The sequence below is a fragment of the Aquibium sp. ELW1220 genome, assembly GCF_030398385.1.
Classification (GTDB): domain Bacteria; phylum Pseudomonadota; class Alphaproteobacteria; order Rhizobiales; family Rhizobiaceae; genus Aquibium.
Genome location: NZ_JAOAOQ010000021.1, coordinates 12,126 through 35,719, shown reverse-complemented (window position 1 = coordinate 35,719; position 23,594 = coordinate 12,126). Strand labels below are relative to the sequence as shown.

The 23,594-nt window shown below is 68.3% G+C and carries 22 protein-coding genes; 6 read left to right on the top strand and 16 right to left on the bottom strand.

Annotation, left to right across the window (positions count from 1 at the left end; genetic code table 11):
* Positions 1–94: 94 nt before the first annotated feature.
* Together N1F91_RS18575 and N1F91_RS18570 are read right to left on the bottom strand one after the other, a co-directional pair.
* Positions 95–1,153 carry a carnitine 3-dehydrogenase gene (locus N1F91_RS18575; protein WP_289994578.1) on the bottom strand — a complete coding sequence of 353 codons (1,059 nt, stop codon included), beginning with the start codon at positions 1,151–1,153 and terminating at the stop codon, positions 95–97.
* A 229-nt stretch (positions 1,154–1,382) separates the two neighbouring features.
* The gene (locus tag N1F91_RS18570; RefSeq protein ID WP_289994502.1) at positions 1,383–2,300 is read right to left on the bottom strand and encodes a 3-keto-5-aminohexanoate cleavage protein; all 918 of its coding nucleotides are present in this window, start codon (positions 2,298–2,300) and stop codon (positions 1,383–1,385) included.
* Positions 2,301–2,545: 245 nt separating this feature from the next.
* Between N1F91_RS18570 and N1F91_RS18565 the strand changes: the two genes are divergently transcribed.
* From N1F91_RS18565 to N1F91_RS18555, 3 genes are all read left to right on the top strand, one after another.
* Positions 2,546–3,526 (top strand): GlxA family transcriptional regulator, encoded by a 981-nt coding sequence (locus N1F91_RS18565; protein ID WP_289994501.1) that lies wholly within the window; start codon positions 2,546–2,548, stop codon positions 3,524–3,526.
* Positions 3,527–3,592: 66 nt separating this feature from the next.
* Positions 3,593–3,856, top strand: a complete 264-nt coding sequence (locus N1F91_RS18560; RefSeq protein ID WP_289994500.1) for an AbrB family transcriptional regulator — start codon at positions 3,593–3,595, stop codon at positions 3,854–3,856.
* Positions 3,853–4,257, top strand: coding sequence for a type II toxin-antitoxin system VapC family toxin (locus N1F91_RS18555; RefSeq protein ID WP_289994499.1), 405 nt, complete (start codon positions 3,853–3,855; stop codon positions 4,255–4,257). Before N1F91_RS18560 ends, N1F91_RS18555 begins: the two co-directional genes overlap by 4 nt.
* 28 nt (positions 4,258–4,285) lie before the next feature.
* On the opposite strand, the gene N1F91_RS18550 is transcribed toward N1F91_RS18555, so the two are convergent.
* Positions 4,286–5,413, bottom strand: a complete 1,128-nt coding sequence (locus N1F91_RS18550) for an alkene reductase (protein ID WP_289994498.1) — start codon at positions 5,411–5,413, stop codon at positions 4,286–4,288.
* 43 nt (positions 5,414–5,456) lie between these two features.
* Positions 5,457–5,747, bottom strand: a complete 291-nt coding sequence (locus N1F91_RS18545) for a metalloregulator ArsR/SmtB family transcription factor (RefSeq protein ID WP_289994577.1) — start codon at positions 5,745–5,747, stop codon at positions 5,457–5,459.
* A 308-nt stretch (positions 5,748–6,055) separates the two neighbouring features.
* Here N1F91_RS18545 and N1F91_RS18540 point away from each other — a divergent pair, with 308 nt between their 5' ends.
* Together N1F91_RS18540 and N1F91_RS18535 are read left to right on the top strand one after the other, a co-directional pair.
* Positions 6,056–6,559 carry a MarR family transcriptional regulator gene (locus N1F91_RS18540; RefSeq protein ID WP_289994497.1) on the top strand — a complete coding sequence of 168 codons (504 nt, stop codon included), beginning with the start codon at positions 6,056–6,058 and terminating at the stop codon, positions 6,557–6,559.
* Positions 6,556–7,236, top strand: coding sequence for a GNAT family N-acetyltransferase (locus N1F91_RS18535; protein ID WP_289994496.1), 681 nt, complete (start codon positions 6,556–6,558; stop codon positions 7,234–7,236). Before N1F91_RS18540 ends, N1F91_RS18535 begins: the two co-directional genes overlap by 4 nt.
* Positions 7,237–7,246: 10 nt before the next feature.
* Here N1F91_RS18535 and pcaF read toward each other — a convergent pair whose 3' ends face one another.
* The 3 genes from pcaF to N1F91_RS18520 are packed head-to-tail and all read right to left on the bottom strand — an operon-like array spanning position 7,247 to position 9,845.
* A complete protein-coding gene (gene pcaF, locus N1F91_RS18530; protein WP_289994495.1) occupies positions 7,247–8,455 on the bottom strand; it encodes a 3-oxoadipyl-CoA thiolase in 1,209 nt (402 codons plus the stop codon).
* A 2-nt stretch (positions 8,456–8,457) separates the two neighbouring features.
* Entirely contained in the window at positions 8,458–9,129 is a 672-nt protein-coding gene (locus N1F91_RS18525) for a 3-oxoacid CoA-transferase subunit B (protein WP_289994494.1), read from the bottom strand.
* Complete coding sequence (locus N1F91_RS18520; RefSeq protein ID WP_289994493.1) at positions 9,129–9,845, bottom strand: 3-oxoacid CoA-transferase subunit A; 717 nt, start codon at positions 9,843–9,845, stop codon at positions 9,129–9,131. The genes N1F91_RS18525 and N1F91_RS18520 overlap by 1 nt, the downstream gene beginning before the upstream one ends.
* Positions 9,846–9,931: 86 nt before the next feature.
* Here N1F91_RS18520 and N1F91_RS18515 point away from each other — a divergent pair, with 86 nt between their 5' ends.
* Positions 9,932–10,774 (top strand): IclR family transcriptional regulator C-terminal domain-containing protein, encoded by an 843-nt coding sequence (locus N1F91_RS18515; RefSeq protein WP_289994492.1) that lies wholly within the window; start codon positions 9,932–9,934, stop codon positions 10,772–10,774.
* 187 nt (positions 10,775–10,961) lie between these two features.
* On the opposite strand, the gene N1F91_RS18510 is transcribed toward N1F91_RS18515, so the two are convergent.
* The 9 genes from N1F91_RS18510 to xylA form a co-directional block, all read right to left on the bottom strand.
* The gene (locus N1F91_RS18510) at positions 10,962–11,387 is read right to left on the bottom strand and encodes a hypothetical protein (RefSeq protein WP_289994491.1); all 426 of its coding nucleotides are present in this window, start codon (positions 11,385–11,387) and stop codon (positions 10,962–10,964) included.
* Between the two features lie 446 nt (positions 11,388–11,833).
* Positions 11,834–14,182 (bottom strand): TIM-barrel domain-containing protein, encoded by a 2,349-nt coding sequence (locus N1F91_RS18505; protein WP_289994490.1) that lies wholly within the window; start codon positions 14,180–14,182, stop codon positions 11,834–11,836.
* Positions 14,183–14,409: 227 nt separating this feature from the next.
* Positions 14,410–15,513, bottom strand: coding sequence for a sn-glycerol-3-phosphate ABC transporter ATP-binding protein UgpC (gene ugpC / locus N1F91_RS18500; RefSeq protein ID WP_289994489.1), 1,104 nt, complete (start codon positions 15,511–15,513; stop codon positions 14,410–14,412).
* 251 nt (positions 15,514–15,764) lie between these two features.
* Positions 15,765–16,817, bottom strand: a complete 1,053-nt coding sequence (locus N1F91_RS18495) for a carbohydrate ABC transporter permease (RefSeq protein ID WP_289994487.1) — start codon at positions 16,815–16,817, stop codon at positions 15,765–15,767.
* A 253-nt stretch (positions 16,818–17,070) separates the two neighbouring features.
* Positions 17,071–17,994, bottom strand: a complete 924-nt coding sequence (locus N1F91_RS18490; protein ID WP_289994575.1) for a sugar ABC transporter permease — start codon at positions 17,992–17,994, stop codon at positions 17,071–17,073.
* 158 nt (positions 17,995–18,152) lie between these two features.
* Positions 18,153–19,424 carry an extracellular solute-binding protein gene (locus N1F91_RS18485; RefSeq protein ID WP_289994485.1) on the bottom strand — a complete coding sequence of 424 codons (1,272 nt, stop codon included), beginning with the start codon at positions 19,422–19,424 and terminating at the stop codon, positions 18,153–18,155.
* A gap of 160 nt (positions 19,425–19,584) precedes the next feature.
* Positions 19,585–21,066 carry a mannitol dehydrogenase family protein gene (locus tag N1F91_RS18480; RefSeq protein WP_289994483.1) on the bottom strand — a complete coding sequence of 494 codons (1,482 nt, stop codon included), beginning with the start codon at positions 21,064–21,066 and terminating at the stop codon, positions 19,585–19,587.
* A 148-nt stretch (positions 21,067–21,214) separates the two neighbouring features.
* On the bottom strand, positions 21,215–22,135 hold the full coding sequence (ppk2, locus tag N1F91_RS18475) for a polyphosphate kinase 2 (RefSeq protein WP_289994482.1): 921 nt from the start codon (positions 22,133–22,135) through the stop codon (positions 21,215–21,217).
* A gap of 127 nt (positions 22,136–22,262) precedes the next feature.
* Entirely contained in the window at positions 22,263–23,588 is a 1,326-nt protein-coding gene (xylA, locus tag N1F91_RS18470) for a xylose isomerase (protein ID WP_289994480.1), read from the bottom strand.
* Between the last annotated feature and the right edge of the window lie 6 nt (positions 23,589–23,594).

Genomic DNA, 23,594 nt, shown 5'->3' with positions numbered 1-23,594 from the left:
CTCATCCTGAGGTGCGAGCCCCCTCGGCGTCGGCAAGCGGAAGCCGAACATACGCGGGCGAGCCTCGAAGGACGCACGGACAACGCCACCGGCATCACTTCTTCTTCCGCGGCTTTTCCGCCTTCGCCTTCTCGGCCGCCTTCGAACTCTTCTTCCCGGCCTCCTTCCCCAGCCGCTTCACATAGGCGTTGTGCAGTTCGCCCGCGCCCCAGCCCTTGCCCTTCTCGGCCTTGGCCAGCGCTTCCATGATGCCGATGAGGTTCTCGTCGCGGATGCGCTCGAGTTCGCGGATCGACCACTGGCCGGACTGATCGTCGGACTGTGTCGCGACCATGTCGACCAGCGCGTCGTTGAACTCCGGCACGTCCATCAGCTTGGTCCAGGGCCAGGCGAGCGCCGGGCCGAACTGGGCCATGAAGTGGCGCATCCCGGCCTCGCCGCCGGCGATGCGGTAGGTCTGGAACATGCCCATCTGCGCCCAGCGCAGACCGAAGCCGTAGCGCATGATGTCGTCGAGTTCCTCGACCGTGCAGATGCCGTCCTTGATCAGCCACAGCGCCTCGCGCCAGGCAGCCTCCAGCAGCCGGTTGCCGACGAAGGCGTCGATCTCCTTGTTGATGACGACGCACTTCATCCCGATCGACGTGTAGACCTCCCGCGCCCGCTCGACGAAGGCCTTGCCCGTCTTCTCGCCGGGCACGATCTCGTTGATCGGCAGCAGGTAGACCGGGTTGAACGGGTGGGCGACGAGGAAGCGCTCCGGATGCGCCATGTCCCTGGCCATGTCGGTCGCCTTGAAACCCGACGTCGACGAGCCGATCAGCGCATCCGCCGGCGCGGCCGCCTCGATCTCGGCGATGGTCTTCAGCTTCACGTCCAGCCGCTCGGGCACGCTCTCCTGGATGAAGTCGGCGCCTTTCACCGCCTCGGCGATCGAGCCGGCGAAGGTCACCTTGCCTTCCTTGGGCAGGCCCTTCACCGCCATGCGCGTGTAGGCGCGGCGGGCATTCGCCATCACCTCGTCGACCTTGCGCTTGGCCTCGGGATGCGGATCGTAGACCGAAACGTCGATGCCGTTCAGCGCCAGCCGCGCGATCCACCCGCCGCCGATGACGCCCCCGCCGATGCAGGCTGCCTTCTTGATGGTCATGATGAGAACTCCGGTTCATGGAGGCGGCAGCGCCCTACGGCGCCCCCCTCTGTCCTGCCGGACATCTCCCCCACGAGGGGGGAGATCGGCAGCTTCGATGCTTCTGCACTTCCCACAGCCGCGGCGATTGGCGAAACCGTCCGCGCCAGCCGATCTCCCCCCGTGTGGGGGAGATGTCCGGCAGGACAGAGGGGGGCGCGAGGGAATGCCACGTCGAACTGATCCTTCTCGGCTACGCCGCCACCGGCGCCCGCTTCGTGAGCCCGAGCTTCTGGCGCACCTCAGCCGGCCCGATCACCCGCGCGCCCATGGTCTCGATGATCGTCACGGCACGCTCGACCAGCTGCGCATTGGTGGCCAGCACGCCCTTGTCGAGCCAGAGATTGTCCTCGAGCCCCACCCGCACGTTGCCGCCGGCCAGCACCGCCGCCGCGACATAGGCCATCTGGTGGCGGCCGAGCGAGAAGGCCGACCAGGTCCAGTCGGACGGCACGTTGTTGACCATGGCCATGAAGGTGTTGAGGTCGTCCGGCGCGCCCCAGGGCACGCCCATGCAGAGCTGCACCAGCGCCTGAGGCGCCAGCGTGCCCTCCTCGACGAGTTGCTTGGCGAACCACAGGTGCCCGGTGTCGAAGGCCTCGATCTCGGGCTTCACGCCCATCGCCGTCATCATCCCGCCCATGGCGCGCAGCATGCCGGGCGTGTTGGTCATCACGTAGTCGGCCTCGGCGAAATTCATCGTGCCGCAGTCGAGCGTGCAGATTTCCGGCAGGCACTGGCGGACGTGCTCGACGCGGTTCGACGCCCCACCCATGTCGGTGCCTTGCGCCTTCAGCGGCAGCGGATTCTCGACATCGCCGAACACCATGTCGCCGCCCATGCCGGCGGTCAGGTTCAGCACCACGTCCACCTCGGCGTCGCGGATGCGCTCGGTCACTTCGCGGTAGAGCAAAACGTCGCGGCGCGGCTTGCCGGTCTCCGGATCGCGCACGTGGCAGTGCACGACGGCAGCACCCGCCTTCGCCGCCGCAATGGCCGAGTCGGCAATCTCCTTCGGCGAACGCGGCACGTGCGGGCTGCGGTCCTGCGTCCCGCCCGAGCCGGTGACGGCGCAGGTGATGAAGACCTCGCGGTTCATGGATAGCGGCATTGAACAGGTCCCTCCGGATGGCGCCGAGCACCCCCTCTCCGTCTGCCTACGGCAGCCACCTCTCCCCCTGCCCGGGGGAGAGGATGACCAGCCGGCAGCCCGGGTGCCCATCCTCTCCCCTCACGAAGTGGGGGAGAGGTGGCTCGGGCAAAGCCCGAGACGGAGAGGGGGCAAGCGCTTCGATCAATTGTCGCTGCAGCTTCCTCCGCCTTGCACCCATGCGCTTCACATAATACGAATCCGAAATGTCGAAAAGCGAAGCGCGCTCCATCTTCGTTCCAGACCCCACGCCGCTGCGGCTGACCTTCCTCGTCCTGTCCGGCGCCTCCCTGATGTGCGTGGCCTCGGCGATCGATCCGCTGCGGGCGGCCAACCGGGTGGCGGGCGAGACCCTGTTCGACTGGTCGATCGTCTCCATCGACGGCAAGCCGCCCCTCACGACGGCCGGCCTGCCGATCGCGGTCACCGGCACGCTCGATCCCACCGCCCGACATGACGTTCTGGTCGCGATCGGCGGTTTTGGCACCCGCGCAGGTTCGTCCGGCCCGCTCCTCGCCGCCTTCCGCAGGGCGGCGCGGTCGGCGCGCGCCGTCGGCGGCGTCGAGGCCGGCGGCTGGCTCGTCGCCCGCGCCGGCCTGCTCGAGGGCCGCGCAGCCACCACCCACTGGGAGGACCTGGAGGATTTCTCCGCCGCCTTCCCCGGCGTCGACGTGCGGCCCGATCGCTACGTGATCGACGGGCCGGTCTTCACCACCGGCGGCGCCTCGCCGACCTTCGACCTGATGCTGCAGCTCATCCGCTCTCGGCTCGGGATGGCGGCAGCGCTCGATGTCGCCTCGGTCTTCATCTACGATCAGGCGCGGGCGGCCACCGACGCCCAGCCGCTCGTCTCGCTCGGCCGCCTCGACGGCTACGACCCGCGGCTTGCCCAGGCGATAAGACTGATGGAGAGCCATGTCGACCGGCCGCTCCCCGTCTCGGCCATCGCACGGCGTGTCGGCATCACGGCGCGCACCCTGGAGAAGATCTTCACCGCCGCCATCGGCGAGACGCCCGGCGCCTACTCTCTGCGCCTGCGCCTCAACGCCGCCCGCCGCCTCGTGCTCGACACCGCCGAGCCAATGGCCGACATCGCCGCGCGCACGGGCTTCTCCTCCGCCGCCGCCTTCAGCCGCGCCTTCTCCAGTGCCTTCGGCAAGCCGCCGGTGCGGATGCGGCGCGGGTGAGCGCATTGGCCGGACGGGCCGCGCAATGCTATGGTTCGCACCGAACGCGGCTGCGAGGTGATTGCGATGGGCGAGATCGGAAAGCTGTTCAGGGACGGCGACAGCCAGGCCGTCCGCATCCCCGACCGGTTCCGCTTCGAGGGCACGGAGGTGGAGTTCCGGCCCGGGCCCAATCCCGGCGAGGTGATCCTGGCGCCGAAGCGGATGGAGCGGACGGGCTCGTTCGACGCCTTCTTCAAGTCTCGTGCCGAGATTCCCGATTGGGAACTCGAAGGCTTCCTGGAGGACCGGGATCAGGGTGTTCATGAGCGGGATGACCCGCTGGCATGATGCTCTACCTGCTGGATACCAATGCCGTGAGCATGGCCGTCCATCGCCGCTCATCGGCCCTCGACCGCCGGATGGATCAGATCGGCGGAGATGCGATCGCAATATCGTCGATCACCTACGGTGAGATCGTCTATGGCCTCGAGTGGAAAGCGGAGGCTCGCAGGCTTGCGAGGAGCATGGGAGATTTCCTTCGGGAGATCATGGTCCTGCCGTGGACCGAAGCGACTGGCGATCTCTACGGCAAGTTGCGTGCCGATATGCGCCGCAGCGGCATCTCCCTCCGGCCCCTCGACCTCCTGATCGCCGCGCACGCGCTGGAGGCGGGCGCGACGCTCGTCACCGGCGACGCGGCGTTCCGGCACGTGCCAGGGCTGGCCGTGGAAGACTGGACGGCGCCCTGACGCGCCGCCCGTCTTGTCGCTGCGACGGTCAGGCTGCCTTGTCGCTCCACGCCGGATAGTCGACGTAGCCCTTTGCGCCGCCGCCATACATCGTCGCCCGCTCCGGCTCGGCGAGCGGCAGGTCGCGGCGCAGGCGATCCACCAGGTCCGGATTGGCGATGAAGGGCCGGCCGAAGGCGACGAGGTCGGCTCGCCCGCTGGCCACGGCTTCCTGCGCCAGCGCCTTGGTATAGCCGTTGTTGACGATCCATCCGCCGGTGCCGCCGGCATCGCGATAGGCCGCCTTTAACGCGTCCCAGTCGAACGCGTCCGTGCCCTGGGTGAAGTCGCGCGCGCCGCCGGTGGCGCCCTCGATCACGTGAACGAAGGCGAGCTCCCGCGTGGCAAGGCCTTTCACCACATGCTCGAACAGCGGCTGCGGATCGGGGTCCGACGCGTCATTGGCCGGCGTCACCGGCGAAAGGCGGATGCCGACGCGGTCTGCGCCGGCAGCTTCCACCACCGCATCGACCACCTCGAACAGGAAGCGGGCGCGGTTCTCGATCGAGCCGCCATAGGCGTCGGTGCGGTGGTTGCTGTCGGCACGCAGGAACTGGTCGATCAGGTAGCCGTTCGCCGCGTGAATCTCGACGCCGTCGAAGCCTGCCTCGCCCACCGATGCCTTCGCCGCGCGGCGGTAGTCCTCCACGATGCCGGGAATCTCGGCGATGTCCAGCGCCCGGGGCTCGGACGTCTCTGCAAAGGTGCCCGTGCCGTCGGCGTTGACGAGATAGGTCTTCGACTTGGCGCGGATCGCCGACGGTGCGACCGGCTTGCCGCCGCCCGGCTGCAGGCTGTCATGCGAGATGCGGCCGACATGCCACATCTGCGTCACGATCTTTCCGCCCGCCGCGTGGACCGAATCCGTCACACCGCGCCAGGCTGCGAGCTGATCGGCGCCGTAGAGGCCCGGCACGTCGGCATAGCCCTGCCCCTGCTGCGAGATGGCTGTCGCCTCGGTGATCAGCAGGCCGGCGGCGGCGCGCTGCGTGTAGTATTCGACGGCGAAGGGGCCGGGCACCGCGTTCGGCGAACGGTTGCGGGTCAGCGGCGCCATGGCGATGCGGTTGGCGACCGATATGGCGCCGACCTTGGTCGGATCGAAGAGCGAGGTCATGGGAAGTCCTTTGCTTGGGAGGAGGTTGGACAGAGACCGATCGTCAGAGATCGTCGAGCGCGGCGCGGAAGGCTGCGATCACCGGCTCGTTGCGCTGGTAGAAGGCCCACTGGCCGACCCGCCGCTGCGTGACGAGACCGCTGGCCACAAGCGCCGACAGATGCGAGGAGATCGTCGACTGCGACAGGCCGCAGCGTTCGAACTGGCCCGCACAGATGCCCATCTCCAGCGGATGGTGTTCGTCGGAGAAGTGCTTCGCCGGCTCCTTCAGCCAGGCCAGCATCTCCCGCCGCACCGGACTCGCCAGCGCCTTCAGGATCGCGTCTCGATCGATGTCGATGTTTAGATCGGTCATGGTCGATATATGGATCGACAGGTATCGATGCGCAAGGGTTTCGCCTTGCGCCGTGTGAGGCCCACGCGGAATCCGGTTCCGCTGTGTTTCGGCCGTGCCGTGGCAGGAACTGCCTCGCCGGAGAGGACGGCGGGGTTTCCACAGCCGCAAGCCTTGCCGGCGACCAGGCTCGAGCAGCACTCCGCCGGCGGTGTCGGGCGCCGATGGCGGTCCGGCATGGAAGGACGGTCTTGCCGAGATTTTCATGCCCTGTTATATAACGTGGCATATATACAAGGGAACAACGGATGACAGCAAGGGACATCGTTCGGGAACTGGGCCTGCTGACGCTGGGGACGCGCATGAAGCGGCTCGGCGAGCGGCTGCAGTCCGGCACCCAGGCCGTGATGGCCGACGCCGGCATTTCTATTCCGGCCGCCCAGTTCCCGCTCCTCGCAGCCCTGGACAGGCTTGGGCCGCTGGCCGTCGGGGATCTGGCCGACGCTCTCGGCGTAACGCAGCCCGGGACAACGCGAAACGTCGCCCAGCTTGTAGCGCTGGACCTCATCGAGGTGCTGCCCGCGCCCGACGACCAGCGGCGCAGGATGGTTTCGCTCTCCGCCAAGGGCAGGAGACTGGTGGAGACGGGGAAAAGGGATGTCTGGCCGCGCGTGGAGGCGGCGGTGGCGGAACTGTGCGCCGGGCTCGACGGCCCTCTTCTCGACCAGCTGACAGCGGTCGAGGAGCGCCTTGCGGAACGTCCGCTGGAGCGCCGCGCCGGAACGGGACGACCGGAGGAACTCCGCCGATGACCCATATCCTCGACCGCCCGGTCTGGACCGCCCTGACCTCGCGCCATGCAAGCCTTGCCGAAGGTGGCGCACGCGCCCGGCGCTATCCGTCCTCCATCGCCCCCTTCGCGGCGACGCCGGACGACCGGCCCGAGTGCCTGGCCGCACTCGGCGCGCTCTCTGTGCCGGGGGAGCAGCTGCTTTTCATCCAGTCGACCCCGGTCGCCCTGCCGTCGCACATGGTCGCCACGATCGAGGCCGACGCCGTCCAGATGATCGCGGCCGGCCCGACGCCGCCCGTGTCGGACCCGCGCGTCATCCAGCTCACTGCAACCGACGCCGCCGACATGCTGGACCTCGCCATGTTGACGAAACCCGGCCCCTTCACGCTGAATGCGCTCCGGCTGGGGGAGTTCTGGGGCATCCGCCATGAGGGGCGGCTGGTGGCGATGGCCGGCGAGCGGATGGCGCAGCCGGGCTTCACCGAGATCAGCGGCGTCTGCTGCCATCCCGACATGCGCGGGCAGGGCTATGCGCGCCTTCTGTCGCTCGTGGTCGCCAACCGGATCTCGGACCGCGGCGAGCAGGCCTATCTGCACGCCTATGCCGGCAACCGGGCGGCGATTCGTCTCTACGAATCGATCGATTTCCGACTGCGCAGCGCCATGCACTTCGCGGCGGCCACACTGCGCGCGTAGCCGCGCGACGTCACACCCGCTCCAGCGCGATCGCGATGCCCTGGCCGACGCCGATGCACATGGTCGCCAGCGCGAGTTTCGCGCCACGCTCGCGCAGTTCCAGCGCCGCAGTGCCCGCGATGCGGGCACCCGACATGCCGAGCGGATGGCCGAGCGCGATGGCGCCGCCATTCGGGTTGACGTGCTCCGCGTCCTCGGCGATGCCGAGGTCGCGGAGCACGGCGATGCCTTGGGAGGCGAAGGCTTCGTTGAGTTCGATGACGTCGAAGTCGGAGGGCTGGAGGCCGAGCCGGGCGCACAGCTTCTTCGACGCCGGGGCCGGGCCGATGCCCATGATGCGCGGCGGAACGCCGGCGGCGGCACCGCCGAGGACGCGGGCGATCGGGGTCAGGCCGTATTTCTTCACCGCGGCCTCGGAGGCGACGATCAGCGCCGCCGCACCGTCGTTGACGCCCGACGCGTTGCCGGCGGTCACCGTGCCGCCCTCCTTGCGGAAGGGGGTGCCGAGCTTGGCCAGCGTCTCGACCGTGGTGCCCGCGCGCGGGTGCTCGTCCTTCGAAACGACCACCGGGTCGCCCTTCTTCTGCGGGATCGTCACCGGGACGATCTCCTTGGCCAGCCGGCCGTTCGCCTGCGCGGCGACGGCCTTGTCCTGGCTGCGCACGGCAAAGGCGTCCTGGTCGGCGCGGCTGACGTTGAACTCGGCCGCCACGTTCTCGCCGGTCTCGGGCATCGAATCGACGCCGTACTGCTTCTTCATCAAGGGGTTGACGAAACGCCAGCCGATCGTGGTGTCGTAGATCTCGGCATTGCGCGAGAAGGCGGTGTCGGCCTTCGGCATGACGAAGGGCGCGCGGCTCATCGATTCGACGCCGCCGGCGATCATGATCTCGGCCTCGCCGGCCTTGATGGCGCGTGCCGCAATGGTCAGCGCGTCCATGCCCGAGCCGCACAGGCGGTTGACCGTCGAGCCGGGGATGACCGTCGGCAGCCCGGCGAGCAGCAGCGCCATGCGCGCCACGTTGCGGTTGTCCTCGCCGGCCTGGTTGGCACAGCCATAGACCACGTCGTCGATCGCCTCCCAGTCGACGCCTGCATTGCGCTCCACCAGCGCCTTCAGCGGGATCGCACCCAGGTCGTCGGCGCGCACGGACGACAGCGAGCCGCCGAAGCGGCCGATCGGGGTGCGGACATAGTCGCAGATATAGGCTTCACGCATGGTCAGAGCTCCGGAACGATGAGGTCGCCGACGGCGGCACCGACGGCAAGGAGTGCGCCCGTCACGGCCTGGAGATCTTCCAGGCTCATCGACGGCAGCTTCTCGCGCACCACGAAACGCCTGTCGACGATGTCGATCACGGCGAGGCTGGTATAGACGGTCGTCACGCAACCGACGCCGGTCAGCGGCAGGCGGCAGGCTTCGAGCAGCTTCGGCTCGCCCTTCTTGGTCACGTGGTCGGTGACCACCCAGACCTGCCTGGCGCCGTGCACGAGATCCATCGCGCCGCCGACGGCCGGCACCGAGCCGGGGCCGGTGCTCCAGTTCGCCAGGTCGCCGGTCTGGGCCACTTCGTAGGCGCCGAGCACGGCGACGTCGAGATGGCCGCCGCGCACCATGGCGAACGAGTCGGCATGGTGGAAGAACGAGGCGCCGGGGTTCAGCGTCACCGCCTTCTTGCCGGCGTTGATCAGATCCCAGTCCTCCTCGCCGGCCGGCGGCGCCTCGCCGAAGTCGAGGATGCCGTTCTCGGTGTGGTAAGTGACCTCGCGGCCTTCGGGCTTGAAGGTGGCGATCATCTCGGGGAAGCCGATGCCCAGATTGACATAGGCGCCGTCCGGAAGATCCTGCGCGGCGCGCCAGGCGATCTGCGCATTCGTCAGCTTGACAACCATCACTTCGCTCCCTCGCGCAGCAGCGCCTCTTCCTGGGCCGGGTTCGGTACCTCGACGATCCGGTCGACGAAGATGCCGGGCGTCACCACATGCTCCGGGTCGATCGTGCCCGGCTCGACCACGCGGCTCGCCTGCACGATGGTGGTGGCCGCAGCCATCGCCATCAGCGGCGAGAAGTTGCGCGCCGCCTTGCGGAAGGTCAGGTTGCCCTTGGCGTCGGCGAGTTCGGCCTTGATGAGCGCGACGTCGGCCTTGAGCCAGCGTTCCTGCACGTAGGAGCGGCCGTCGAACTCGGCCACCGGCTTGCCCTCGGCGACCTGCGTGCCGAAGCTGCTGGGCGTGTAGAAGGCGGGAATGCCGGCGCCGCCGGCGCGGATGCGCTCGGCGAGCGTCCCCTGCGGGACGAGCTCCAGCGCGATCTTGCCGGCCAGATAGGCATCGGTGAAGGCCTTCGGATCGGACGAGCGCGGGAAGGAGCAGACCATCTTCGCCACCATGCCGGCATAGATCATCGCCGCGATGCCGACCGCGCCGTTGCCGGCATTGTTGTTGATGACGGTCAGCCGCCCCGGCGATCCGGTCGCCTTGTAGCGGTCGACCAGCGCGTGGATCAGTTCGATCGGCGCACCCGCACCGCCGAAGCCGCCGATCATCACGGACATGCCGTCCTCGATGCCGGCAAGGGCATCCTCGATGGTTGGACAGATCTTGTTCATCCCGGATCCCACGCTGGGGAGCGACCGAACCGCCGCTCCGAAAAGTTCGCATTGCGAACACATGTTTCCTATGCGATACTTTCTACATGAGCGACGATGCCAAGTCAACGCGCGAACCCGCTCCCGGCGGCAGCCCCTCCCCGGCTGCCGCCCGCGAGCCGGACGCATCCGCGGAACGAGACCTCGTCGGATCGCTGACCAGAGGTCTCGCGGTCATGGAGATTCTCGCCGCGCATCCGCAGGGCCTCACCCTGACCGAGACGGCCGAGAAGGCGGGGCTGACGCGCGCCGGCGCACGCCGCTTCCTGCTGACGCTGGTGGCCTCCGGCTATGCCGTGCAGGACGGCCGCGCCTTCCGCCTGTCGTCGCGGCTGATCGCGGTTGCCCGCGCATGGCTCGGCGGCGCCTCGCTGTGGAGCTTCGCCGAGCCCTTCATGCGCGAGGTCTCCCAGCGCTTCGGCGAGGCCTGCTCGGCCGCCGTGCTGTCGGGGCAGGACGTCGTCTACGTCGCCCGTGTGCCCGGCCGGCACATCCTGTCGGTGGCGCTTCATGTCGGCACCCGCCTCCCCGCCTTCTGCACCTCGATGGGCCGCGTGCTCTTGTCCGACCTGCCGCCGGCCGAACTCGACGCCTTCCTCGCCCGCGCCGAGATCCGCGCGCTCACCGACAGGACGATCACCGACCGCACCGCCCTCAGGGACGCAATCCTCGCGGCCAAGGCCGACGGCCATTCGCTGGTCGACGAGGAACTTGAACCCGGCCTGCGCTCCATCGCCGTGCCGATCCGCGACCGCACCGGCCGCACCGTGGCCGCCATCAACGTCTCGACGCAGTCGGCGCGGCTGTCGGCACAGACCATGACGGCCGACGTCCTGCCCGCGCTGCGCGACGCGGCGCGGCGGATCGAGGATTACTTCGTGGTTCAGTGAACCGGGTGCGTCGGAAATGCGGGGACAGTTTACCGAATTCGGGCGACGGGCGCGGGTGTTTCGGCCGGAGCGGTCCCGAATTCGGTAAACTGTCCCCGTATTTCCGCCAGCGCCAGCGGGCCGGGAGGCGGCTCTGCCGTCCGGCCAGTCGGACCCGGGAGAAGTTCGGTGCAGCGGCGCGGCCACGTCAGGACGTGTCGTGATACGGCGGCAGCGGGAAGCCGTCCCTGTCGCCGCCGGCCATGGCAAGACGCGCGCCGCGGCAGGCAGGCCTGCCGCTGCTGCAGGCGGCCCGGTCGGGCGCGCGGTCGCGGCCGGTCATCCGGCAGTCGATGCCGCCGAGCCGGTCGAGCAGCGCGACAAGCACGGTCGCGTACCAGCGGAGGCGCCAGGCGAGCAGGACGGCATCGGCGGGGCTGGCGTCGCCGGGACCGGCGACCGGCGTGAGCTCGGCCACGATCTCCGCCAGCTCGACCTGCAGCCCCTTGGCAACATGGGCCTGCACGATGCGCTCGGCGATGCGCAGGAAGAAGAGCACCAACCAGCGCACCGGAAAGGCGCGGCCGGCGGCGATGTCGGCCTTGGCCGCCATCGAGCCGAGCACCGCAATCATGCTCCTCAGCTTCCGCCCGTTCCGTACCGCACCACCCACGTCGTCCGTCCTCCTTCAGCTGCGACCATTGTGCGGCAGCGTGGGAGGGGTGTGGACAGAGCGGGGCAAAATTCGTGCAAAGGGTTGATTTCCTTGGTGGTGGCAGACGCGGATCGGGTGCCGGAAATGCGGGGACAGTTTACTTAATTCGGATCGGGAACGACTGAGGAAGGCCTCGAACTCTGCCGAATTAAGTAAACTGTCCCCGTATTTCCTCCAGACCGCCGGTGACCTGCACGACGGGACGAGAGGCGGGTGCCTTGCCGTGCGAAGAGGGGGCGTGGAACCAACACCTGCCGACGGGCGAGGCATGGATCCCGGCCACGCGCCGTCTCGCTTCACTCGACGCCGCGTTCCGGGATGACGAGGGAGGATGGCGGTTGGAAGGTCCGCCACTCGTCCGCGCGTCAGATCGTCAGATCGCCCTCGAACGCCCGCCCGTCGAGCCGCCGCGCGGCGAGCGTGATCTCCGGTCGCCCGCGGCCGGTCCAGAGTTCCTCGGCGGCGACCCGCACCCGATCGGTGTCCCAGACACCTGAGCAAGCGACGAGCGAGGCGTCGCGGTCGCGGTAGCCCCAGCCCATGCCGTCGTCGAAGAAGATCTCGGCGTCGACCCTGCCCTCGCCTTCCCCAGCGAACAGCGTCAGTTCGACGGCGGTGGCGTCGTGCGGCGCTGTATCGGGCCAGGCCATGGCGAGCGGCAGGATCGCGCCGGACCGCACCAGCAGCGGCAGCCGGCCGAGCGGCGCCGCGATCTCGACGGTTCGGCCGCCTGCATGCACCTCGCCGGTGTGGAAGTCGTGCCAGCCGCCTTCCGCCCTCGGCAGGTAAGCCTGGACGTGGAAGGCGCCCTCCTCCACCACCGGCGCCACCAGCACGTCCGCCCCCAGCATGAAGCTGTCGGCGTCGGCGCGGCAGGCGGGGTCGTCGAAATGATAGAACGTCGGCGCGATGACCGGCGTGCCGCCGCGATGCGCCCTGTAGGCCAGCGCGTAGAGATGCGGCATCAGCCGGTAACGCAGTGAGAGCGCCGCACGGACCTCGCCGGTGACGTCGGGATGCATCCACGGCGTGTTCGTCGGGTCGGAAAGCTGCGGCTTCCACGAGTTCATCACGGCGCGCGGGTGCAGCGACATCATCTCCACCCAGCGAACGAAGAGCTCGGGCGAAGCCTTCGGCCCGTCGAAGCCGCCGATGTCGTGGCCGGTGAAGGGCATGCCCGACAGGCTCGTCGACAGGCCCTGACGCAGGTTCCATTTCAGCGTATGCCATGACGTGCGGTTGTCGCCCGACCAGGTCTCGCCGTAGCGGGCGATGCCGATCGGCCCGGCGCGGGAGATGGTGTAGGGCCGCTTGTCCGGCGCCCGCGCCAGCGTCGCCTCGTAGGTCGCGCGGCTCATCAGCAGGGCGTGCACCGGCCGCACGTCGATCGCCGGCAGCGCCGCGCCGAAGCCGGCTACCGTCGCCGTCTCGTCCCACAGCTCGCATTCGTTGTTGTCGTTCCAGGCGGCGGTGAAGCCCGCGCCGAGCACCTGAGCCGAGATGCCCTCCTTCCACCAGGCGACGGTGGCCTCGTTGGTGAAGTCGAGGCTCGACCCGTTGCCGCCCCAGAACATCTCCACCGCCGGCTGCCCGTCGGCGCGGCACACGAACCAGCCTTCGGCGGCGGCGGTCGGATAGGCCGGATGCTCGGTGAGCAGCACCGGCTTGACGTTGGCGCAGGTGTTGAAGCCGAGTTCGTGAAGCCGGGCGAAGAAGCCGGCGCGGTCAGGGAACTTGCTCTCGTTCCAGGTGAAGACGTAGCGGCGGCCGTCGGCCTTGGTCGTGTAGCCGGAGCCGGAATGGATGGCGCTGATCGGGATCTCTTCGGCGCGGCAGCGTTCGGCAAAGCCGGTGATCACGTCTTGAGCGTTCGGCGCGTCGGCATGGTGCATAGTGGTGAAGGCAAAGCCCATCGACCAGCGCGGCGCAAAGGCCGGGCGGCCCGTCAGCGCCATCAGCCGGGGCACGACGTCGGAGACCTTCGGCCCGGCGATGACGTAGAGCACGACGCCCTTTTCCTGCGCGTCGACGTGGCGGTAGTGCGGGTGGTAGTTGGAATGCTCGGCGCCGAGATCGAAGGTGATTTCCGACAGCGTGTCGTAGAACAGCCCGACCGCCCCGCCCGCGTCGGCGTCGGCGATGACGAAGGGCGCGTGCTTGTAGAGCGGGTCCTGCGTCTCGGCGTCATAGCCCAGCGCGTCGGTCTGCAGGCAGCGCAGCCGCTTGCCGGTGTGGTCGAGCGGGCCGGCCTTGTCGCCGAGGCCATAGTGCCGGTCGCCGAGCGCGCGGGCCTGGAAGTGACGGAAGATGCCGCGGTTGGCGAACCACTGGTAGGCGCCGGTGGGACGGTCGGCCAGCACGGTCTGCCAGGTCTCGCCCGCGCGGCGGCGCACGGTGAGCGCGAGCGGTGCGGGCTGGACGTCGACCTGCCAGTCGTTGCCGAAGCGGACGCGGTGTCCGTCGGCGGCGGGCGTCGCGGCGGCGAGCGGCGCGAAGCCGTCGGTGGAGAGCCGGTCGCGGCCGGCCCAGGGCACGTCGCCGTCCGGCGCGACCATCCAGGTGCGGTCGACGGCGAGGCCGGTTTCGGGGACGATGGCGATGCGGAGCAGCCAGTCGGACAGCGCCTCGACGCGGAGCGTGAAGCCGCCGGTGAGGGGGGCCGAGAGATGGGCGGGGGCGGTGGAGAGGGGGGATGCGAGGGCGAGGAAGGTCATGGCATTTTTTCCGATAGGCTTGCGTTCCGTCGCGCCCCCCTCTGTCCTGCCGGACATCTCCCCCACGAGGGGGGAGATCGGCAGTTGCGGCGACGTCGCCCTTCCCGCGACGCAGGCGATGGGCTGCGACGGCGGTGACGGCTGATCTCCCCCCTCGTGGGGGAGATGTCCGGCAGGACAGAGGGGGGCGCCGTAGGGCACCTTGTCTTCGAATTCTGGCGTTGGTGCTACACCGCCTCCCCGATCACCAGCCGCGTCTGCGCCAGTCCGCCCTCCTTGGCGAACAGGTGCGTGAACTGCGGCCGGAGCACGAGATGCGCGGTCTCGCCGCGGCGGATGGCGGTCTGGCCGGGCAGGTGCGCCGTGAGCTTCGTACCGTCGGCGGCCTCGCAATAGAGGTAGGATTCCCCACCGAGCTGCTCGACCGACTGCACCGTCACCGCCGTGCCCTCGCCTGCACCGATCTCCAGATGGTCCGGCCGGATACCGAGCTCCGCCGCCTGGCCGGGCTTCAGGCCCTCGCCCGCGACCGCGGCGCGGTAGGCGTTGCCGGCGGCGTCTTTCAGCGCGACGCCGTCGGCGTCGATGGCGGTGACCGTGACGTCGATGAAGTTCATGCGCGGCGAGCCGATGAAGCCGGCGACGAAGCTGTTTCTCGGCGTGTTGTAGAGGTCGAGCGGGGTGCCCGCCTGTTCTATGCGGCCGTCGCGCAGCACGACGATCTTGTCGGCCATGGTCATCGCCTCGACCTGGTCGTGGGTGACGTAGATCATGGTGTTGCCGAGCCGCCGGTGGAGCGCCGAGATCTCGCCGCGCATGGTGACGCGCAGCTCGGCGTCGAGGTTGGACAAGGGCTCGTCGAACAGGAAGACGCGCGGCTCGCGCACCACGGCGCGGCCGATCGCGACGCGCTGGCGCTGGCCGCCGGAGAGCTGCTTCGGCCGCCGGTCGAGATAGGCCTCGATCTGCAGCATGCGCGCGGCCTCGGCGACGCGGGCTTCGATCTCGGCCTTCGGCGTGCGGATGTTCTCCAGACCGAAGGCGAGGTTCTGGCGCACCGTCATGTGCGGGTAGAGCGCATAGGTCTGGAACACCATGGCGAGGCCGCGCTCGGAGGCCCGCTGCTCGTTGACGCGCTTGTCGTCGATGCGCAGTTCGCCGCCGGTGATGTCCTCCAGCCCGGCGATCATCCGCAGCAGCGTGGACTTGCCGCAGCCGGACGGGCCGACGAAGACGCAGAACTCGCCGTTCTCGATCCTGAGGTCGACGCCGTGGATGGCGCGCACCTGGCCGTAGTCCTTGACGAGCTTTTCGAGGTCGAGAACGGCCATGGGTCAGGTCTCCGCCAGCATGATGTTCGGAAGGCCGGCGCTCCGCGATACCCCCCTCTGGCCTGCCGGCCATCTCCCCCTCAAGGGGGGAGATCGGCTGTCACATTCGCCTTCGCCAATCGTCAACGATGCGAGTTCGGCGGCGACGTCGGAGCTGCCTATCTCCCCCCTTGAGGGGGAGATGTCCAGCAGGACAGAGGGGGGCGCGACGGAACTCGGCGCTGCGTCGATGCAAACGCGTGCGACGATCATCACTTCACCCCCGACTGCGCGATACCCGCGGTGATGTATTTCTGCAGCACGGCGAAGACCAGCGTGATCGGCAGGAGCGTCAGCACCGTCATGGCGAGCAGCGGTGCCCAGGCGGTCTGCAGGTCGCCCTGGAAGGAGTTGAGCGCAAGCTGCAGCGTGAACTCTTCCGACCGGTTGAGCACGATCAGCGGCCACAGGAACTCGTTCCAGCGCCACATCACCGAGAAGATGACCAGCACCGCCAGCGCCGGCGCCGAAAGCGGCAGGACGATGCGCCAGTAGACCCGCCATTCCGAAGCATGGTCCATGCGCGCGGCGTCGAGCAGGTCGTCGGGAATGGTCAGCATGTATTGCCTGAGCAGGAACACGCCCGTCGGCGTCGCCACCGCCGGCCAGATCACGCCCCAGGGCGAGTTCACGAGCCCCAGTTCCGACACGACGAGGAAGATCGGCACGAGATTGATCGTCGGCGGGATCATAAGCGTCGCGATGATCAGGATGAAGACCAGCGTGCGGCCGCGGAATCGGTACTTCGACAGCGCGAAGGCCGCCATCGAGTTGAACAGCACGGTGATGATGGTGGCGATCACCGTGATGAAGACCGAATTCCAGAAATAGAGCAGAAAGTTGAAGCGCTCGAACAGCGTCGTGTAGTTCTCCAGCGCCAGCGTGAACTCCCGCTCCGGCACGCGGTCGTTGATGTTGACGTTGACGCGCTCTCCGGGCGCGGCGGGGTCGACCATCTGGGCATTGAGGCCGATGCGGCGGACCTGCGCCAGCACCTTGCCCTCGTGCTCGCCGCCGGTGACGCGGAAGAGCGGCAACGGCTCCTCGTAACCTTCCACCGTCGCCATGACCGGCGCCAGCGGCAGCAGCGTCGGCGGGTATTCCTGCAGCGCGGACTCGGTCTTGAACGACGACAGCGCCAGCCAGAACACCGGACCGAACATCAGGAGCACGGCGGCGAGGAGATAGAGCCAGGTCAGCCAGTCGGTAAGGTCGAAGCCGTTGCGGCCGCGGCGGCGTGTGAGGAAGGACAGGACGGTGCTCATGGGGTGCGGTCCTGAACACTGAGGGACGTTCCTGCGCCCCCATGTTCCTTCGCGCCCCCCTCTGGCCTGCCGGCCATCTCCCCCACGAGGGGGGAGATCAGCAGCTTCGCCGACAGCGCGCGGCCTGCGCCGCCGACGACTGGCGAAGGCGCCGGTGACAGCCGATCTCCCCCCTCGTGGGGGAGATGGCCGGCAGGCCAGAGGGGGGCGCCGTGGAACACGAGTTCTGCCGAGTTGGAGCAATCGGCCATGCCTACCCCTCCGCCTGCTTGCGCGTCGCCGCGAGCTGCATCAGCGTCAGCACCAGGAGCACGCCCGCCATCAGCAGCGAGGCGGCTGCGGCCAGTCCGAAGAGCTGCGGCCGGAAGGCGAAGCCGGTTTCGTAGATGAACTGCAGCACGAGCAGCGTCGCGGAGCCCGGGCCGCCGCCGGTGAGGACGAAAATCTCGTCGAAGGCCTGCACGGCACGGATCAGCGACAGCACGATCACGACCACCATGGTGGGCATCAGGAGCGGCATGGTGATCTTCGAGAACACCCGCCATTTCGACGCGCCATCCATCTCGGCCGCCTCGTAGACGTCCGACGGGATCGCCTGCAGGCCGGCGAGCAGGATCAGCGTGTAGAAGCCCATGTGGGCCCAGATCGAGACGAAGACGATCCAGAAGAAGGCCCAATCGGCCTCGACCAGCCAGTTGACGACGGGCAGCTGCCAGCCTTCCAGCGTGGCGTTCAAGACGCCGTAGCGCTGCAGGATCCACTTCCAGATCAGCGCCACCACGACGGGCGAGAGCAGCACGGGATAGAAGAAGACCGAGCGGAAGAAGCCGCGGAAGGGAATGTCGCGGTTGAGCACCAGCGCCGTGACCAGCGAGAACAGGATCATGAAGCCGACCTGCAGCACCACGAACCAGCCGGTGTTGTGGACGGCGCGCCAGAAGATGTCGCGGCCGCAGCTGTTGGGGTCGAGATAGTTCTCGCAGGCGAGCAGCGAGGCGAAATTCTCGGCGCCGACATAGGGCCGCTCGGAGAGCAGGATGCGGTCGCTGCCGGTGGTGGCGTAGAAGAAATTGAGGATGATCGGCAGAAAGGTGAAGGCGCTGAAGATCAGGAGGTTCGGAAACAGGAACACCCAGGCGATACGCTGCGCGCCGGTCATCTTCTGCAGCGCCAGCATCGGGCGCTCGAAGAGTTCGAAGGCGCCCCGATAGACAAAGGCGGCCGCTGTCGTCACCGGTGCGAACATGGCCGTCCCATCGCCTGGCTGTCTCCGTCCGGGAACCTTCTCCCCGCGGACGGGGAGAAGGAGGCTCCGATGCCTTGGCTGCCGGCGGCTTACTTCGCCGCCGCGACCGCTTCCTTGACGTCCGTGTCGATGCGCGCCAGCGCCTCGTCGAGCGTGGATTCGCCCACGATCGCCTGGGTGATGCGCGTGACCGTCGCGTTCATGATGGCGCGGTTGTTCTTGTAGCCCTGGAACTGGAAGGCGACCGGCGAGAAGTCAGCGAGCGCATTGGCGAAGGTGGTCAGCGCCGCCTTCTCCGCGTCGGTGGCGTTCTGGTACTCGATGCCCTTCACCTGCAGCGCCTGGTTGGCCGGGATGTTCTTGGTCCTGGCGAGCACCTTGGCCTGCACGTCCTCGCGCGAGATGAACTCGAGGAGCTTGCCGGCCTCTTCCGGGGCCTTGGTGTGCTTGAACGCCGCGATCGCCGCGCCGCCCGGGATGCCGGTGCAGCCGCCGGGGCCGCAGGGCGCCGGCACCGCCTGCCAGTCGAACGCATCGCCGACGTCGCGGCCGAAGCGGCCGATCTGCCAGGAGCCCGAGATGTACATCACCAGAGAACCGTTGGTGAATTCCTTGGCCGCGTCCTGGTAGGTCGCGCCGCCGGCGCCGGCCCAGACTTCCTTGGCCACGGTGCCGTCGTTGTTCCAGGCCACGAACTGCTCGGCGAAGGCGCGATAGCCGTCGTCGACCGTGATCGGGTTGCCGTCGGCGTCGAAATACTTCGCGCCGTAGGAGATCGCCGGACCGGCGAAGCGATGGCCGGTGCGGTCCATCGCCACCGCATAAGGCGTCTGCGTCTTCTCGGCCACTTCCTTGGCTGCGGCTGCCCATTCGGCATAGGTCGCGCCCTTGCCGGGGATGGCAACGCCGGCCTGCTCGAACAGGGTGGTGTTGATGAAGGGACCGGTCGCGGTCTGCTGGTCCATGATGGCGTAGATGCCCTTGTCGTCGGGCGAATTCACCCGCGTCCAGGCGAGCGTGCGCCCATACTGTTCCTCGATCCTGGCGGCATCGGAAACATGGGGCGTCACGTCGAGCATGTAGCGGGCGAGACCGCCGAGATCGGTAACGCGGGCGAGGTCCGGCCCTTCGCCGGAAGCGAGCTGCAGCGGCAGGCCCTCGACGATCGACTTGTAGGGCACGATGTCGACGACGACGGTGGTACCGGCGTTTTCGGCCTCGAAGGTCTTGAAGGCTTCCGCCCAGGCGTCGCACTCCACGCCGTCCTGATAGCAGGCGAAGCGGAGTTCGGCGGCGCTGGCGGGTACGGCGGCGGTCATCGCGGCAAAGGCGATGCCGGAAAGCAGGATACGGGTCTTCATGGTTCTCCTCCCATTCAGGACATTTGATAGACTGGACGTCTGGACTGCCAATGTCAAAATGCCATCTAAAAACGTATCTTATATCTTATATAAGAGTCAATCGAACGCGTCCGTCGTTGGCGCCCGGTTCGCCGGGACCCGCAAGCCCTGCGGGCAAACGTCAGGCGCGGCACGATGCGGCCTCGGCGGCGATTGCCGCGGGCATGCCCTGCGCCAGCATCGTGTCCAGCCTGCCGGAAACGGCGGCAGTGAAGCCGGTCGTCTCGACGAGACGCGCCGGGAACAGCCCGGGCAGCGCCAGCAGCGCCGCAGTCAGCGCGTGGCCGTCGCGCGCCGCACCCTCAACGGCCGCCCTGATGTCCGCCTCGCGCGGATCGCGCAGCGCGAAGCTCTCGCCGTCGTCCCTTCGGCCCACGGCATAGCGCATCCACGCGGCGACGGAAAAGGCGAAGGGATCGAGCGACTGGCCGCGCTCCAGCGCCGCCAGCGCCGGTTCGAGCAGCCGCTGCGGCAGCTTCTGCGTCCCGTCCATGGCGATCTGGTAGGTCTGGTGCGCGATGGCTGGGTTCGAGAAGCGGGCGCGCAGGTCGCGCGCGTAGTCCGCGAGGTCGATTCCGGGAACGGGTTCCAGCGTCGCCGCGGCCGCCGCCATGTGCCGCTCGATGATCGCCACGAGATCGGCGTCGCCCATGACGTCGCGCACGAAGGCATGCCCCGCGAGATAGCCGGCATAGGCGAGCGTCGAATGCGCGCCGTTGAGCATGCGCAGCTTCATCTTCTCGTAGGGCGCGACGTCGGTCACGAAGACGGCGCCGGCCGCCTCCCAGTCCGGTCGGCCCGACACGAAATCATCCTCGACGATCCACTGCGTGAACGGCTCCGTCTCGACGGCGGCGAGATCCGTGCGTCCGATCAGGCGTTCGACGTCGGCGAAGGTCTGCGCCGTGCTCGCAGGCGTGATGCGGTCGACCATGGTCGAGGGAAACGTCACGCGGTCGCGGATCCAGGCCGCCATCTTCGGATCGCGCGCCTCGGCGAACTCCAGCACCAGCCGCTTGAGCACCCGACCGTTGTTGGGCAGGTTGTCGCAGCTCATCACCGTGAAAGGCGCGTAGTCCTTCATCATGCGCAGCCGCAGCCCCGCCACGATGAAGCCGAGTGCGCTGACGGTGCGCCGTGGATCGTTCAGGTCCGCAGCGATGGCCGGATGCTCCCGGTCGAGCCCGCCGGTACGGGGGTCGAGCCCGTAGCCCTTCTCGGTGATGGTCAGGCTGACGATCCGCGTCTCCTCGCGCGCCAGGGCCTGGATCACCTGCTCCGGCCCCCGCGGCGCCACCAGCACCTCGCGCACCGAGCCGATGACGCGCGGGAACACCCCCTCGGGTCCACGGACGAGAAGCGTGTAGAGCCCGTTCTGCGGGTTCAGCGCGTCGGCCACGTCTGCCGAGCGCAGGCTGACGCCGGTGATCATCCAGTCGCCGCCGGACGCGGCCATGGCTCCATCGGTGTAGGCCGCCTGATGCGCCTTGTGAAAAGCGCCGGTGCCGAGATGGACGATGCCGGCGCGCGCCCTGTCGCGGTCGTAGGCGGGGACGGCGACGGCCTCGGGGAGGCCGGCGGTCGTGGTAAGGCGGTCTGTCATGCGTCTCCTGCCCGGTCGTGCCTGGTTGCCTGCCCCCGCGGCGCCGACACTGGCGAGCGGTCGAGGCCGCCATGCGTCCGGCGGCCCGCGTCAGGTGTAGTCCAGTCGCCGGCCGGCGGGCAAGCCGGCGGCACGACCGCCGCGCGCGTCAGTACTTCTGCGGCACATAGAGCTCCGGCGGCAGGGTCGCCCGCTCGTAGTCCGGGTTGAAGACGCGCTCGGGCAGCGCGATCTCCTCGTGCGGCACCGGCTCGTAGGGGATCTGGGCGAGCAGGTGGTCGATGCAGTTCAGCCGCGCCCGCTTCTTGTCGTTGCCCTCGACGATGTACCATTGCGCCTCGGGAATGTTGGTGCGGGAAAACATCTCCTCCTTGGCCTTGGTGTAGTGTTCCCACCGCACCCGCGACTGGAGATCCATCGGCGACAGCTTCCACTGCTTCATCGGGTCGTGGATGCGCATCATGAAACGCATCTGCTGCTCCTGATCGGTGATGGAGAACCAGTACTTCACCAGGATGATGCCCGACCGCACGAGCATGCGCTCGAACTCCGGCACGTCGCGGAAGAACTCCTCGACCTGGTCGGGCGAGGCGAAGCCCATCACCCGCTCGACGCCGGCGCGGTTGTACCAGGAGCGGTCGAACAGCACGATTTCGCCGCCCGCCGGCAGATGCGGCACGTAGCGCTGGAAATACCACTGCGTCTTCTCGCGGTCGGTCGGCGCGGGAAGCGCGACGACGCGGCAGATGCGCGGGTTGAGCCGCTGGCTGATGCGCTTGATCACGCCGCCCTTGCCGGCGGAGTCGCGACCCTCGAAGACCACCACCACCTTCCTCTTGTGATGCGCGACCCAGTCCTGCAGCTTGATCAGCTCCGACTGCAGGCGGATCAGCTCGCGGTAGTAGACCTGCCGGTCGATGGTCTGCGGATGCGCCTTCTTGTAGATCTTGCGCAGTTCGAGCGACAGCGCCGGCTCGGACAGCTCGAGTTCGATGTCTTCGTCGAAGGTGTCGGCCAGCTCCGCCTCGAGCCAGTCCAGCGCTCCGGCATCCCGCTTTGCGTCGTCCATCGTCACCCCTCGCCTTCGTGCCGCGTCCAATTGCGGCACGATCCTTACGTCGGCGAAATGACGGATTTATTGCAAACGGCCGGCGCGTCGCCGCGCCGGCCGTCGTTCATCCTCGACCGGGACGGCGTCAGACGTAGCGGTTGACGACGTTTTCCAGGTATTCCTGCCGGCCGGACTTCGGCTGCGGCTCGATGCCGGAGGACAGCACGCGCTCGGAGATCTGCTCCAGCGTGCGCCCGCCCGTCAGCATGGCCTTCGCCTCGGCCTCGTCCCAGCCGGCGTAGCGCGCTTCGAGCGGACCCGACAGCGCCTTGTCCTCGATCATCCGGGCCGCCGCCTTGAGGCCGCGGGCGCAGCAGTCGATGCCGCCGATATGGGCGATCAGCAGATCCTGCGGGTCGAGCGACTGGCGGCGCAGCTTGGCGTCGAAATTGGTGCCGCCGGTGGTGAAGCCGCCGGCGCGCAGCACCTCGTAGAACGCGAGCGCCATTTCCGGGACGTTGTTGGGGAACTGGTCGGTGTCCCAGCCGGACTGGTAGTCGTTGCGGTTCATGTCGATCGAGCCGAAAATGCCGAGCGAGGATGCGAGCGCAAGCTCGTGCTCGAAGGAATGGCCGGCGAGGATCGCATGGCCCTGCTCGATGTTGACCTTCACCTCGTTTTCCAGCCCGTACTCCTTGAGGAAGCCGTAGACGGTGGCGACGTCGTAGTCGTACTGGTGCTTGGTCGGCTCCTGCGGCTTGGGCTCGATCAGGATCGTGCCGGAAAAGCCGATGCGGTGCTTGTACTCGACCACCATCGACAGGAAGCGGCCGGCCTGCGCCCGCTCGCGCTTCAGGTCGGTGTTGAGCAGCGTCTCGTAGCCCTCGCGGCCGCCCCACAGCACGTAGTTGGCGCCGCCGAGACGCTTGGTCACGTCGATGCAGCTCTTCACCGTGGCAGCGGCGTAGGCGAAGACGTCCGGGTCGGGGTTGGTCGCAGCACCCGCCATGTAGCGGCGGTGCGAAAACAGGTTCGCCGTACCCCAGAGCAGCCTGATGCCGGTCTCTTCCATCTTGCCGGCGAAGTAGTCGCCGATCGAATCGAGGCGGGCGATGCTCTCCTTCAGCGTATCGCCCTCGGGGCGCACGTCGGCGTCATGGAAGCAGAAGAACGGCGTGCCCAGCGCCGAGAACATCTCGAAGGCGACGTCGGCCTTGAGCCGGGCGAGGTCCATCGTGTCCGCGCCGCCGGCTTTCGGGAACCACGGGCGATCGAAGGTCTGGCCGCCGAACGGGTCGCCGCCCGGCCATGCGAAGGAGTGCCAGTAGGCGATGGCGAAGCGCAGATGGTCCTCCATCCGCTTGCCGGCGACCATCTCGTCGGGATTGTAGAAGCGGTAGGCGAGCGGATTGGTGCTGTCGGGGCCTTCGTACTGGATTTTGGCGATGTCGCCGAAGAAACCGGTGCTCATGGCTAT